The following is a 13291-nucleotide window of genomic DNA, read 5'->3' on the forward strand; positions in this document are numbered from 1 at the left end:
GAATTTCTATTGAGAGAGGAAAGCCCCAGGTGTAGGGTAGCTTCACCTATCATCAATATGGCTTCAATGACAAGGATCCGTCATGTTGCAGAAAATCGTGCTGCTGTGCCTCGGGTTAGCCGCCAGCGTACTGGCGCAGGCCGATTGCACACCGCAATCGCTTGAACGCCTCAACCAATACACCAGAAGTGCACTGACAGAGCTACAGGCCGTCAAGGAAGATGGGGAAGAGGGCGGTGATACTGCCGTTTCCGCCATTGCCCGCGAACAACTCCATAAGTACAAGGATGCCCTGGTGAAGGGGATCGATGGCCATCTCAGTTGCAGCCCCATAGACAGCGATGACGCCTCACTTCAGCAAGCGCTGTTGCCCATGGTCGCTTTGCCAGTACAAGTGCCGGAATCGAACTTCTATGGCTCAGAGCCAGGTTTTGAAGTCACCCGCCAGCCTGAATTCCCCGATATTGTGCTGATCCGCAGTGGTTTCGCAATTCCTTGCGGCGACGACAACGTGCTGCTGGCCTATCAGCGGCGCGAGGGGAAATGGAGCCGCATTCTGCGCTGGCAAAGCGATGACTATCATAAGATTTCGGGTGCCTTTGGCGACAACTTTACCTACCACCTGATCCCTTCTCCACAGCCAGCCACAACGCCCAGAATGGTAGTGGCACAGGGTACGCCCTGGTGCACGTCTCGGTGGAGCGTGTTTCAGCTCAACTTGATTGAATTGGCAACGCAGAATGCGGAACAGCGCACGTTATTCCACACCCAGGAAGATTATGTCCGTTTTACGGACGACGACACGCCGGCCCTACGTGTTAAAACTACTCCGCAAGGATTTGAAGTGCGGGCAGAGGTAGGCATGTTGGATTCGGACGTGATGACGCGCCAAGGAATCTTCCGCTATCGCATCAATGGCGAGCGGGTAGAGCGGATTCAACCAGCGGCTATGAACGGGCGCGATTTTGTGGATGAATGGCTACAGGTTGACGACGAGACGGCGAACCGCTGGAGTATGCCACAGGCCGCCAGCGCATTGGCAGATCAGCACCAGTTGTTGAAAAACCGCTATGGCAACTACGGAGCGGTACGGTTATGCAAGGGTAAGCCGGAGCGTTATCAGGTCGAAATGCTGTTTAGCGCACGCGATGCATCCCGCTTAAAACCTGCGGTTGCGGAGCAACAGGCCTATTTTATTATTCAGCCGATTGTCGGCGGTTTTATGATGGAGGCCGTTTCCGCGCAGGCCGATCCTGAATGCGCTAGCCGGGATATTATGGCGAGTCAGTAACCGCGAAATAAGACGGCCAGCAAAGGCTGGCCGCATTCGATCGCACCGGGTTGCCGATTAACGGCGAACGGCGATGGCTTCGATCTCGATTTTCACGTCTTTTGGCAAACGTGCCACTTCAACGCAAGAACGCGCTGGGAACGAGGCGTTGTGCTCGGTGAAGAACGCTTCATAGGCCGCGTTAACGGTAGCGAAGTCGTTGAGGTCTTTGACGAAAACGGTAGTTTTAACGATGTCGCCCACTTTCAGGCCTGCGGCTTCCACGATCGCCTTCACGTTGGCCAATGACTGGCGCGCCTGAGCGGCAACGTCATCGGGTACGGCACCGGTTTTCGGATCGACCGGGATCTGGCCGGAGGTGATGATCATGCTGCCCAGGTCAACGCCCTGCACGTAAGGACCAATGGCGGCTGGCGCGAGTTCAGTGCTGATATTACGTGACATTTTTTCTCCTGATATCCTGTTGTTGTTCAAACGGCGAGTCGGCCCGCCGTAAACTCACATGGACGCAGCATGCAGCGCCCCTACGACGCACCATTATAAAGGGTGCCCGCCAGATTGACAGCGCCACCCCCCAATTTTAGTCCGTCTGTAACACCACCTGATGATCGAACTCTTTCTCGCAGTAACGGCACTTCAGGTGCACTTCCCCAGCATGGGATTTGACGCTGAAACTGGAGGCCACCGGCTCGCTACGGCTGATGCAGTTGCTGTTCGGGCAGGTCAGTACGCCGTCGATATGATCCGGCAGGCTGAGCGTCAGCTTGCGCACCACTTCATAGTTATCGATACGGTTGACCGTAGCCTTGGGCGCGTACATCGCCAGCTGGTTGGCCTGCTGCTCGGTCAGGAAGGTGTTCTCGATCTTGATCAAATCCTTGCGGCCCAGCTCTTTGGAGGGCAGGTTCAGGCCGATGGTGATGCGCTGATCGGTGGCGGTCAGTTTGAACAGCGAGAGCAGCTTAAAGCCGATTTGCGCCGGAATATGGTCGATTACCGTGCCGCACTTGATCGCTTCAACCTGGAGTTTGTTATCGTGAGTCATGACGGTTCCCCCTTAAAGAGCCAATTCTGCGTTTAAAACCAGTGCCAACAGCGCCTGACGGGCGTAAATACCGTTGCCTGCCTGTTGGAAATAGTGGGCATACGGTGTCTTGTCCACCTCAATGGCAATCTCGTCGATGCGCGGCAGCGGATGCAGCACCTTCATGTTGTCCCGGGCTCCGGCCAAGTCAGACGCACGCAGGATGAACTGCGCCTTCACGTTGGCGTATTCGGAAGGATCCAGGCGCTCTTTCTGCACGCGGGTCATATACAGAATATCCAGTTCCGGCACCACTTCTTCAATGCTGTTGTGGCGGCTGTAGGAGATGCCTTTTTCGTCCAGCATCTTCAGGATATAGCTCGGCATTGCCAGGGCGTCTGGTGCGATGAAGAAGAAGTGGTTCCCTTCATATTTTGCCAGCGCCTGGGTGAGTGAATGCACGGTGCGGCCATATTTCAGGTCGCCGACCATGGCGATATTGATATTGCTCAGGCGGCCCTGGGTTTCCTGGATGGTGAACAGATCCAGCAGCGTTTGGGTTGGGTGCTGGTTCGAGCCGTCACCGGCATTCAACACCGGGATACCGCCAGAGAATTCAGCGGCCAGACGGGAAGCGCCTTCCTGCGGATGACGCATCACAATGGCATCAACGTAGGTGCTGATCACCGAGATGGTATCGGCCAGCGTTTCGCCCTTTTTGCCGAGGGAGGTGTTGCTGCTGTCGGAGAAGCCGACCACCGAAGCCCCCAGGCGCTGGATGGCGGTCTCAAACGACAGGCGGGTACGCGTAGACGCTTCAAAGAAGCAACTGGCGATCACCAGGTGTTTGAGCAGCTCCGGCTGCGGGTTAGCTTTCAGGCTGGCGGCGGTGCTGAGCACCAGCTCCAGATCTTCACGGCTGAGATCGTTAATAGAGATGATGTTCTTGCGATACAGCGGATTGGCCATGTTCACTCTCCTCGACTCTTGCCCTTGGCGCGGGGCTTTTCAATGTAATAGCAATGCTTTGGACAAAAAAAAGCCCCTCAACGAGGGGCTTTAAATGATGGTTCATGCAACAGGGGAAATAACGGCAGCTGCCCGCCGATTGGCTGGCGGTTTTGTCGAGTGTGGCGAACAAAACAAAGCTCGTTTTTCATGCTTTCTCCTGGCAAATTGTCGCGCATTATACTCGCGCTTTTTTTCTCTGCAAGGGTAAAAACACCACTTTTTGCGATTTCGCAATCGATTGGCTTGGCGATTAGCGCTGCGAGTAGAACTTGGTGTCTGATTGTTTGGCCATGTTGCCGCTAGCGCTTAATCATGCATATGCTCACCGGCCTGTAAGGCAGCCCGGTCGTAATGCTGCACGATGTGGCCGTTTTCCATCAGGGCGGCGCGTTCGGACATATGGGCTATCACGTCGCCGTCGTGACTGACCAGCAGATAGGTCATGCCATGCTCGCGTTTGAGATGGTTGAGCAGGTTGAGGATCTCAGCCTGTACTGACATATCCAGCGCCGAGGTGGGCTCATCCAACAGCAGAAGCTTAGGCCGCAGCAGCAAGGCACGGGCGATAGCAACGCGCTGGCGCTGGCCACCGGAAAGCTGGTGGGGATAACGCTGTGCTGTGGCCGCGCTCAGCCCTACCTGCCGCAAGGCTTCGTCAATCCGCGCCGTAATGTGTTTCTCACCATGGATCTTCAACGGTTCACCCAGCGTACGGGCAATCTGATGCTGCGGGTGCAGCGAAGCGTAAGGATCTTGAAACACCATCTGCACGTCGCGGCGTAATTGGCCGGTGAAGCGTTGCTGTGGTTGCAGAGGCTGGCCGAGCAAGCGAACTTCTCCGCGCCATTCACGTTGCAAACCGGCCAGCACGCGCAGCACGGTAGATTTGCCGCAGCCTGAAGCCCCAATCAGGCTGAAGGTTTCCCCCGCCTCAACGCCAAAGCTGACCGACTCCACAGCGATCTTATGGCCGTTGCCCTGTGGGAAGCTGACCTGCAAATTTTCAATTTCAATCAGCGCCATGTTCGCTCCGGGTAAAATCGATGCTGCGATCCAGCACCGGCAGATCCTGGCCGTAGGTGCTGGCATTGGGGCGGCAGGCCCACAGCGTGCGAGTGTAAGGATGAGTGGCTAGTGGCAGGTTGGCCGCGATCCCCTGATCCACCAGCTTGCCCTGATACATCACCAATACCCGGTCGCAGCGCTCGGCCACCAGCGGCAGATCGTGGCTGATCAGCAACAGCCCCATGTTACGCCGCGTGGTTTGTTCGACGATCAGATCGAGGATCTGATTACGCAATCTGGCATCCAGCGCCGAGGTTGGCTCATCGGCAATCAGCAGTTGCGGATCGTTGACCAGCGCAATCGCCAACATGGCACGTTGCCCCATGCCGCCGGAAAGCTGGCCGGGGTAGCTGTGATAAAGGCTCTCCGGTAAGCCGACGGCGGCCAGTGAGTTCAGCACCCGCTCATGGCGATCGGCCCGGGTTAGTGCGTTATGCAGCACCAGGGATTCTTCGATCTGCTTCCCGATACTGCGCACCGGATTCAATGCGTAGCGCGGATCTTGCAGCACCATGGCAATTTTGGCGCCGCGTACTTCGTTCCATTGGCGTGGTTGAAGCTTCAGTAAATCGGTCTCGCGATAGTGCAGTTTATCGGCGGTGACGATGCCCGGCTTACGCACCAGCCCCATCAGGGCGCGGGCGGTCATGGATTTGCCAGAGCCGGATTCCCCCACCAGCGCCACTTTCTCCCGGCCAATGCTGAAAGAAAGGTTATCCACTACCTTGTGGCCGTTAAATTCGATACTCAGGTTCTGTGCTGTCAGCAGTGATTCAGTCATGATGCGGATCCAGTAAGTCGCGCAGGCCGTCGCCCAGCAGGTTAAACGCCAGGCTGCTGATCAGGATCGCACCGCCAGGGATCGCGGCGATCCACCACTGATCGAAGATCACTTGCATCCCGTCGGCTACCATCGATCCCCATTCCGCCATCGGCGGTCGTGCACCCAGCCCCAGGAACCCCAGACCGGCAGCGGCCAGAATAATCCCCGCCAGATCCAAAGCCAGGCGAACGACGGCAGAGGGCAGGCACATGGGCAGAATATGGCCCCACAGCAGGCGCGGGCCCTGAATACCCATCATCTCGGCGGCGGCCAGGTAGTCGCTTTTACGCAGCAGTTGGATCTCGGCTCTGGCCTGGCGAGCATAGGCGGGCCAGGTGGTGAGCGCCAACGCCAACGCACCGTTGACCAGCCCAGGGCCGAGCATCGCCACAAAGGCGAAGGCCAGGATCAGTCGTGGCATCGACATCACTACGTCGGTAAAACGCATCAGCACGCGCTCCAGCCAGCCGCCGTAATAGCCGGATAGCACGCCAATCAGCAGGCCGAGCGGCAGGGTGATGGCCGTGACCAACAGCACTAGCCCAAGGGTTGGTCGGGTGCCGTAGATCAGACGGGAAAGGACGTCGCGGCCATAGCTGTCGGTGCCGAGCCAATGGCCCGCTCCCGGCGGTAATAGGCGGTTGGCGGCGTTTTGCCAGTTGGGATCGACCGGTGCCAACCAAGGTGCGAACAGCGCTATCAGCACCAGTACCAGCAGAATGGTGGCTCCGCAGGTGGCGGAGGGCGAACGTTTAAGTAGCGTCATAGTCATTGGCGCGCCCTCGGATCAAGCAGGCGCACCAGCAGGTCAGTGAAATTGTTGATAATCACAAAGCACAGGCCGATCAGCAGCGTACCACCCATGATGGCGGTGGTGTCCCCGGCAAACAGCGCGGTGGTCAGATAGCGGCCAATGCCCGGCCAGGAGAACACGGTTTCGGTCAGAACCGCGCCCTCCAGCATGCTGGTATAGGCAAGAGCGATTACCGTCAGCAGGGTGCCGCTGATGTTGGGCAGCACGTGGCGAAACATGATGCGCATCTCGCTGGCCCCTTTGGCGCGTGCCAGGGTGATGTACTCTTTATTCAGTTCGCTCAGGCAGGCGGAACGGGTCAGGCGGGTAATGCTGGCTAACGAATAATAAGCCAGCAGGCAGACTGGCAGCACCAGATGTGCCAACGCATTGCGCACGGCCCCCGCATCGCCGGAAAGCCAGGTATCCATCAGCGCGAAGCCGGTTTTGGCCTCGACGGTGTATTGGTAGATATCGTCCAACCGCCCCGGTCCGGCGCTCCACTGTAGCTTGGCGTAGAACAGCAACAGCATCAGCAGCCCCAGCCAGAAGATGGGCACCGAGTTGCCGAGCAGGGTAATAAAGCGCACGCCGATATCCAGCTTGCTGCCAGCAAAACGGGCACACAAGATGCCAGCCAGCACACCGAGCGGGGCACCAATCACCAGCGAGAGCGTGGCCAGTTCCAGCGTGGCCGGGAAGGCATGCAGCAGATCCTGCAACACCGGTTGGCCGGTGGCGCTGGCGGTGCCGAGATCGCCATGGGCCAGCCGTTCCAGATAGTGCCAGAACTGCACCGGCAAAGAGCGATCCAGACCAAGCTGCTGTTTTACCTGCTCATAGGTGGCCGCGCTGGCGTGATCGCCGACGATCTGCAACACGCGATCCACCGGCGACAGGGCAGACAGTAAGAAGGTGATCAACAACAGGCCGAACAGGGTCAGCGCCAGCGTGAGCAGCCCCTGCGCCAATCCCCAAAGACGACGCCGGGCATTGCTTCCCAGCGTGGATTTTATTGCTACCGACATGGCAATCCTGATTATTTGCTAACGCGATCGTAATAGACCATATCCGCATTCAGGCCCTGTTGATAGCCTTTGACGTTATCGCGCAGCACCACCTGCGTTTTGGCCTGATCGATAAACACATACGGCGAGCTACGCTGCAATTCCTGCTGCATGGCGGTATACAGCGCGGTGCGTTTGGCCGGCTCGGCTTCTGCGACGGCTGCCAGCGTTTGTTTGCTCAACTCAGGGATCTGCCAGCTGTTCAGCCCGGCCACCGTGCTGCTTTTGCCATCGTTATAGGCGAAGGCGCTGGCGTTGGAGTGCGCATCGAAGTAATCCGGGATCCACAGGCGGATCGCTGCCTGATGCTGCTTGGCGCGTACGCGGGCATAGACCTGGCTACCGGCTGCTGGCAACAGATCGAGCTTCACGCCACCCTGGGCAAAGCTGGCCTGTAGCGACTGGGCGATGGTGATGAACGGCGGTTTGTTTTCCACGTCCAGCGTCAGGCTGGCGTTGGTGATGCCAGCTTTTTCCAAAATTGCCCTGGCCTTGGCCGGATCGAAGCTGAACGGGTTATCCTCTAGCGCCCCCGGTAGGCCAACCGGCAGGAAGCTTTGATGGACGAAGTATTGCCCTTTCAGCAGATCCTTGGTGATGCCCTGATAATCTACCAGATAGCGGGCTGCTTCCCAGAAGGCCGGATTTTTCAGCAGCGGGTTGGCGGTATTTCCGGTGTTGAACACCAGATAGTTCTGCTCGGCGGAAGGGATCTCCAACACCTTCACACCCGCCTGGCTTTTCAGCGCGGCGGTTTGATCCGGGCCGAGTTCACGCGCCACGTCGGCATCCCCTTGCTGGATCAGCAGGCGGCGCGCGCTTGGGTCTGGCACGTTTTTGATAATGATGTTGCTTAGCAGTGGCTTATCGCCCGGTGAAGTTGGGTTGGCATCCAGCACGATCGCCTGGTGCGGCTGGTAAACCCGCATCTTGAACGGGCCGCTGCCCGCAGAGTGCATCTTCAACCAGGCGTTGCCGAAATCGTCACCCTTCACGTTAGGCTGCACGGCTTTGCTGTCAACGATTGAGGCGATCGGCGTCGAGAGGATATTCAGGGCCACCGCCGGGCTGACGTCTGCCGTCCAGCTCAGTTGTACGGTATGGTCGTCGATCTTCTTCAGCTGCTTTTCGATATTGTCTGGCTGCCAGCCGAGCACGTTGAGGATAAATGCTGGTGACTTGTTCATCTTTACCGCGCGGGTATAAGAGAAAATCACGTCGTCGGCGGTCAGCGGGTTACCGGAGGAAAACGCTGCCTGTGGGCGTAGCTTGATCGTCAGGGTCTTGGCGGCGGCATCATCCTGCCAGCTTTCAGCCAGTACCGGGATCACCTTGGCCGGATTATCACGATCGGCCTGCACCAGACGCTGATAGAGGCTGGGTACGGTCTGGATGCTGGAGAGCTCATTGGCCTCCGCCGGATCCAGGCTGACGATATCATCCAGTGACTGCACCACCACCAGCGTATTCGGCGGCGTGGCGGCCAGTGCAGTGGTGGAGAGGGCGGCAAGAATAAACAGCGGCAAGACTTTGGCTTTCATAGATGTTTTCCCTTAAATGTGCCGGTAAACCAGAACGGAGAAGAGGTTGTTCTCATTAGTTTTTTACGGCATTTCCGCCGCCAGAATGCCACGGTAGAACGTTGGTAAAAAACAGGCAAAGGCCAATAAGTTATTAACAATAACGAAAAAGACTATAGAGCCAGAAGGGGGGATTAACCAGAAAAAACCCTTCAATAAGAAGGGTTTTTGGAGAGGGCGATTTACAGGGTTTTGCTCAGCGTGGCGACCATCACGGCCTTAATGGTGTGCAGGCGGTTCTCTGCCTGATCGAATACGATGCTGTGCTCCGACTCGAACACCTCGTTGGTCACTTCCATACCGCCGTGCATGCCATACTGCTCGGCCATCTGTTTACCCAACGTGGTTTGATCGTCATGGAATGCTGGCAAGCAGTGCAGGAACTTCACCTGTGGATTACCGGTCAGTTTCACCATCGCCATATTCACCTGATACGGCCTGAGCAGGGCAATCCGCTCCTGCCAGACTTCTTTGGCTTCCCCCATGGAAACCCAAACGTCGGTATACAGGAAATCGGCACCTTGCACGCCTTCGGCAATATCTTCCGTCAGGGTGATTTTACCGCCGGTCTGCTGTGCCAGCGCCTGGCATTCAGCAACCAGGTCGGCCTGCGGCCAACAGGCCTTCGGCGCGACCAACCGCAGATCCATGCCCACTAGCGCGGCGGCTTCCAACAGGGTGTTGCCCATATTGTTACGTGCATCGCCAATGTAGGCGAATTTCACCTCGCTCAACGCTTTCCCCGGCAGGTGTTCACGCACGGTGAGCAAATCTGCCAGCAGTTGGGTGGGATGGAACTCGTTGGTCAGGCCATTCCACACTGGCACACCAGCATGTTCTGCCAAGGTTTCCACCAGGCACTGGCCAAAACCGCGATATTGAATACCGTCGTACATCCGGCCCAGCACGCGGGCGGTGTCTTTCATCGACTCTTTATGGCCGATCTGGCTGCCGCTTGGGCCAAGGTAGGTCACCTGAGCGCCCTGATCGAATGCGGCAACTTCGAAAGAGCATCGGGTACGGGTGGAGTCTTTTTCGAAGATGAGCGCAATGTTTTTGCCTTGCAGATAGCGGGTTTCCTGGCCTTGCTTCTTGGCCTGCTTCAAATCGGCGGCCAACTGCAACAAGGACTGGATCTCACTGGGGGTAAAATCCATTAATCTCAAAAAGTGACGACTGTAGAACGGGTTCATCTGGCTCATCTCCGTAAATCCCTATCGTTTTGATTGAATTTAAATTCACTTTATATGTATGAATATTCAATTTCAACCCCAAGGCAGAAATCTTTCACGTTTATCGTGGCAGCGGTGACAGCGGTGTGTGAAAATAGAAGTAACGAAGCCCATTTTATTGAGGATAGAGGCATGGCAAACCGCGAATTGCTGGAAGAACAACGTGAAGAGACCCGCCTGATCATCGAAGAACTGCTGGAAGACGGCAGCGATCCGGATGCGCTCTACACCATCGAGCACCATTTCTCTGCCGAAAAGTTTGACGTTTTGGAGCAGGCCGCCGTGGAAGCCTTCAAGTTGGGTTACGAAGTGACCGATGCCGAAGAGCTGGAAGTGGAAGATGGCTCCATGGTGATGTGCTGTGACGTGATCAGCGAAGTTGCGCTGAATGCCGAGCTGATCGACAGCCAGGTAGAACAACTGGTGGCGCTGGCAGAAAAATGCGGTGTCAATTACGACGGTTGGGGCACCTACTATGAAGATCCGAACGGTGAAGAAGGCGACGACGAAGAAGACGGCGACTTTATCGATGAAGACGACGACGGCAAACGTCATTAATTAAATCCTGCGGGCTGGCGCAAGCTGGCCCCTGATAGAACCCGATGAAATACCAATCACTGTTATCCCCGATTTTAACCTTCCTGCACTGCGAAACCCCGGATGGCTGGATCGAAGCGGCCCGTCGCCCGGAAAACTTGCCACTGTTGCTGACCGACCACCTGGTATGCGAGCTGAAAGCGGCGCAGACCGGCATGTGGCTGATCCGCCGCTATGTGGCAGACAAAGAGAGTGGAGATGCCCTGCTGGCACTGCTCAGGCCCTATGAGGCGTTTGTGCACGAGGCGCAGGAAGTACCAGAAGAGCTGTTCCGTCAGAGCGCGTTTACCAGGAAGATCCTGCCGAAGAATGGCTCGGCCTATGGCCAGGATCTGGTCGACAAGATGGTGTTGCTGATCAAAGAGGAGCTGCATCACTTCTCGCAGGTGTTGGAGATCATGCAGGCCCGGCAGATCCCTTATAGAAAGATCACCGCCAGCCGCTATGCCAAAAGCATGATCCGCGAGGTGCGCACTCACGATCCGGCTACCCTGATCGATAAACTGATTTGCGGCGCGTATATCGAGGCCCGCTCCTGCGAACGCTTCGCCAAGCTGGCCCCGTTCCTGGACGATGAGCTGAACCGGTTTTACGTCTCGCTGCTGCGTTCCGAAGCCCGCCATTATCAGGATTACCTGACGCTGGCAGAGCAAATTGCCGGCGGCGATATCAGCGAACGCGTGGCGTTTTTTGGCCAGTTGGAGGCGGAACTGATCCGCTCACCGGACACCGAGTTCCGCTTCCACAGCGGCGTGCCGGTGGCGTGAGGGAATTACAGCGTTTCCCCTAATATCAAATCCACTGCCTTTTCGGCCAGCATAATAGTTGGGGCATTGGTGTTGCCGCTGGTGACCTGCGGCATCACCGAACAGTCGACCACCCGCAGGTGCTCAAAGCCATGCACTCGTAGCTGCAAGTCGGTCACCGAGTCATCCGTATTTTTCCCCATCCGGCAACTACCCACTGGGTGGTAGACCGTCTTGCAGAAGTTACGCACAAACTCCTCCATCTGCGCTTCATCGTTCACCCACGCCGGTTGTGGCATCAGCAGATCTTTAATCAACGGCTTGAGAGAGGCGGTTTCCAGGAAGCGCAGGCCAAATTTCACCGCGCGAATGCTGCCTGCCAGATCGTCTGGATGACCAAGGTAGTTGGCCTGTAGCTTGACCGGATCGGCAGGGTTACGGCTGCGTAACTGCACCTGGCCGCGCGCTTTGGGTTGCAGATAACCGACCTTGAGCGACATACCGTGGATCGCCGGTAGCGGTTCGCCGGGCACGTCGTCCCAACTGTCCAGAATCGGCAGGAAATGTACCTGCACGTCTGGCCTGCCATTACCCAGGGAGTCTGCAAAGGCGGCCCCCTCCAGTACGTTAGAGGTCAACACGCCGCTGCGAAACGCCAGCCACTCTGCACCGTGGCGTAGCGCCTGTAATCCCCGGTCGGCACCGAACAGGCTGACAGGTTCGCGGGTGCTGACGTTAATCGACATATGCAGGTGATCGTGGAAGTTTTTGCCCACCGGCAGATCGGCCAGCGGCGTAATGCCTAACTGCTCCAGATGTTCGCGCGGGCCGATGCCGGACAGCATCAGGATCTTTGGTGAGCCAACCGCCCCGGCGCTGAGGATCACTTCCTGGCTGGCATGGGCGGCGATCTCATTGCCACCGTTCAGGCTGTAGACCACTCCAGTTGCCACGTTGTTTTCGAAGGTGACGCGATGCACCAGCGCGTTGAGTTTCACCACTAGCCGCGAGTTATCGCGCACGGCTTGCAGATAGGTGCGGGAGGTGCTGGCGCGTTCACCATTGTGAGTGGTGGTTTGGTAGAAACCTACACCATGCTGATTTTCACCATTAAAGTCGTTGCGGTAGGGCAGATCCAACTCCTGGCCCGCGCGGATAAACGCCATGCTGAGCGGATGGCGGTAGCGGTTCTCGCTGACCGGCAGCAGCCCTTCGTTGCCGTGATACTCATCCGCCAGGCTTTCATTGGCTTCGGCGTGTTTGAAGTAAGGCAGCACGTCCTGATAGCTCCAGCCGGTACAGCCATACTGTTGCGCCCAGTCGTCGTAATCCTGCGGTTGGCCGCGCAGATAGATCATACCGTTGACCGAGCTACTGCCGCCCAGCACCTTGCCCTGGGCGATCTGCATGCGGCGATTATTGGCGTGCGGCTCTGGTTCGGTTTCATACGGCCAGCTTTTCTTGGCGATGATTTTGGCTACCCCAGCGGGCATTTTGATAAACAGATTATTGTCGTCGCCACCGGCTTCCAGCAGCAGGATGCGGGCCTGGGTACGGCGGATGAGCTGGGCTGCCAACACGCAACCCGCCGAGCCTGCGCCAACAATGATGTAATCGAAGTTATTTTCTGACATGACCGTTCCCTGTGCGTGATGGTTAGAGACTGTCATGGCAGAGTAACTCAGCAGAATAGTAGGTCAATTTGCGATCGTTAATTTATTAATGAATATCACAATAAATTTACATTTAAGCATGTAGAATCAATTTAACTGGTTGAAATATATAATTACCGTGTAATTTTTCGAATGATGTAGATATTAATAATTTTATTTGTGAGTGATGTGCTCTCTCCCTCACCCCAACCCTCTCCCCAAGGAGAGGGAGCTAGCCCGGAGTTGTGAATAGGGGCAGTGTAGAACTGTGACTATGGAAGCAGAGGGTGTTGATACGAAGTTACAGTCAGGCGAAGGAGCAAATCGTGGCACATTCGGTCCCCTCTCCCTGTGGGTGAGGGTTGTTTTTGTTTTAACTGGCTGATAATAAATGATTATAAATTTAAAAA

13 protein-coding genes are annotated in these 13291 nt (G+C 56.6%); 3 read left to right on the forward strand and 10 right to left on the reverse strand.

The annotated features are described in order from the left end of the window. Window positions 1–82 precede the first annotated feature (82 nt). Window positions 83–1291 (forward strand): hypothetical protein, encoded by a 1209-nt coding sequence (locus tag KGP21_RS03275; protein WP_223537220.1) that lies wholly within the window; start codon window positions 83–85, stop codon window positions 1289–1291. Window positions 1292–1348: 57 nt separating this feature from the next. Here KGP21_RS03275 and ridA read toward each other — a convergent pair whose 3' ends face one another. From ridA to argF, 9 genes are all read right to left on the reverse strand, one after another. Next, on the reverse strand, window positions 1349–1735 hold the full coding sequence (ridA, locus tag KGP21_RS03280) for a 2-iminobutanoate/2-iminopropanoate deaminase (protein ID WP_021179099.1): 387 nt from the start codon (window positions 1733–1735) through the stop codon (window positions 1349–1351). A gap of 136 nt (window positions 1736–1871) precedes the next feature. Next, complete coding sequence (pyrI, locus tag KGP21_RS03285) at window positions 1872–2336, reverse strand: aspartate carbamoyltransferase regulatory subunit (protein WP_021807800.1); 465 nt, start codon at window positions 2334–2336, stop codon at window positions 1872–1874. A gap of 12 nt (window positions 2337–2348) precedes the next feature. Continuing rightward, the gene (gene pyrB, locus KGP21_RS03290) at window positions 2349–3284 is read right to left on the reverse strand and encodes an aspartate carbamoyltransferase (RefSeq protein ID WP_021179101.1); all 936 of its coding nucleotides are present in this window, start codon (window positions 3282–3284) and stop codon (window positions 2349–2351) included. A 348-nt stretch (window positions 3285–3632) separates the two neighbouring features. Beyond that, entirely contained in the window at window positions 3633–4349 is a 717-nt protein-coding gene (locus tag KGP21_RS03295; RefSeq protein WP_021807801.1) for an ABC transporter ATP-binding protein, read from the reverse strand. After that, complete coding sequence (locus tag KGP21_RS03300) at window positions 4336–5172, reverse strand: ABC transporter ATP-binding protein (RefSeq protein ID WP_179252835.1); 837 nt, start codon at window positions 5170–5172, stop codon at window positions 4336–4338. The genes KGP21_RS03295 and KGP21_RS03300 overlap by 14 nt, the downstream gene beginning before the upstream one ends. Continuing rightward, window positions 5165–5986: an ABC transporter permease gene (locus tag KGP21_RS03305; RefSeq protein ID WP_021807803.1), complete on the reverse strand. Its 822-nt coding sequence runs from the start codon at window positions 5984–5986 to the stop codon at window positions 5165–5167. Before KGP21_RS03305 ends, KGP21_RS03300 begins: the two co-directional genes overlap by 8 nt. After that, entirely contained in the window at window positions 5983–7035 is a 1053-nt protein-coding gene (locus tag KGP21_RS03310) for an ABC transporter permease (protein ID WP_223500803.1), read from the reverse strand. Before KGP21_RS03310 ends, KGP21_RS03305 begins: the two co-directional genes overlap by 4 nt. Before the next feature lie 11 nt (window positions 7036–7046). Then, window positions 7047–8615 carry an ABC transporter substrate-binding protein gene (locus KGP21_RS03315; protein ID WP_094982221.1) on the reverse strand — a complete coding sequence of 523 codons (1569 nt, stop codon included), beginning with the start codon at window positions 8613–8615 and terminating at the stop codon, window positions 7047–7049. A gap of 221 nt (window positions 8616–8836) precedes the next feature. Then, window positions 8837–9856, reverse strand: coding sequence for an ornithine carbamoyltransferase (argF, locus tag KGP21_RS03320; RefSeq protein ID WP_223537223.1), 1020 nt, complete (start codon window positions 9854–9856; stop codon window positions 8837–8839). Between the two features lie 162 nt (window positions 9857–10018). Here argF and rraB point away from each other — a divergent pair, with 162 nt between their 5' ends. Then, window positions 10019–10444: a ribonuclease E inhibitor RraB gene (gene rraB / locus KGP21_RS03325; protein ID WP_039995461.1), complete on the forward strand. Its 426-nt coding sequence runs from the start codon at window positions 10019–10021 to the stop codon at window positions 10442–10444. Between the two features lie 44 nt (window positions 10445–10488). Then, on the forward strand, window positions 10489–11250 hold the full coding sequence (miaE, locus tag KGP21_RS03330) for a tRNA isopentenyl-2-thiomethyl-A-37 hydroxylase MiaE (RefSeq protein ID WP_223537227.1): 762 nt from the start codon (window positions 10489–10491) through the stop codon (window positions 11248–11250). A gap of 5 nt (window positions 11251–11255) precedes the next feature. On the opposite strand, the gene KGP21_RS03335 is transcribed toward miaE, so the two are convergent. Next, complete coding sequence (locus KGP21_RS03335) at window positions 11256–12863, reverse strand: GMC family oxidoreductase (protein WP_223537229.1); 1608 nt, start codon at window positions 12861–12863, stop codon at window positions 11256–11258. Between the last annotated feature and the right edge of the window lie 428 nt (window positions 12864–13291).

It is taken from the genome of Serratia sp. JSRIV004 (genome assembly GCF_019968705.1).
Lineage (GTDB): Bacteria > Pseudomonadota > Gammaproteobacteria > Enterobacterales > Enterobacteriaceae > Chania > Chania fonticola_B.

Bases quoted from the DNA above. Each gene is read 5' to 3' on its own strand.
- KGP21_RS03315 (WP_094982221.1), bottom strand. From the start codon at position 8,615: ATGAAAGCCAAAGTCTTGCCGCTGTTTATTCTTGCCGCCCTCTCCACC.
- KGP21_RS03335 (WP_223537229.1), bottom strand. From the start codon at position 12,863: ATGTCAGAAAATAACTTCGATTACATCATTGTTGGCGCAGGCTCGGCG.
- KGP21_RS03295 (WP_021807801.1), bottom strand. From the start codon at position 4,349: ATGGCGCTGATTGAAATTGAAAATTTGCAGGTCAGCTTCCCACAGGGC.
- KGP21_RS03310 (WP_223500803.1), bottom strand. From the start codon at position 7,035: ATGTCGGTAGCAATAAAATCCACGCTGGGAAGCAATGCCCGGCGTCGT.
- miaE (WP_223537227.1), top strand. From the start codon at position 10,489: ATGAAATACCAATCACTGTTATCCCCGATTTTAACCTTCCTGCACTGC.
- rraB (WP_039995461.1), top strand. From the start codon at position 10,019: ATGGCAAACCGCGAATTGCTGGAAGAACAACGTGAAGAGACCCGCCTG.
- pyrB (WP_021179101.1), bottom strand. From the start codon at position 3,284: ATGGCCAATCCGCTGTATCGCAAGAACATCATCTCTATTAACGATCTC.
- KGP21_RS03300 (WP_179252835.1), bottom strand. From the start codon at position 5,172: ATGACTGAATCACTGCTGACAGCACAGAACCTGAGTATCGAATTTAAC.
- KGP21_RS03275 (WP_223537220.1), top strand. From the start codon at position 83: ATGTTGCAGAAAATCGTGCTGCTGTGCCTCGGGTTAGCCGCCAGCGTA.
- pyrI (WP_021807800.1), bottom strand. From the start codon at position 2,336: ATGACTCACGATAACAAACTCCAGGTTGAAGCGATCAAGTGCGGCACG.
- argF (WP_223537223.1), bottom strand. From the start codon at position 9,856: ATGAGCCAGATGAACCCGTTCTACAGTCGTCACTTTTTGAGATTAATG.
- ridA (WP_021179099.1), bottom strand. From the start codon at position 1,735: ATGTCACGTAATATCAGCACTGAACTCGCGCCAGCCGCCATTGGTCCT.
- KGP21_RS03305 (WP_021807803.1), bottom strand. From the start codon at position 5,986: ATGACTATGACGCTACTTAAACGTTCGCCCTCCGCCACCTGCGGAGCC.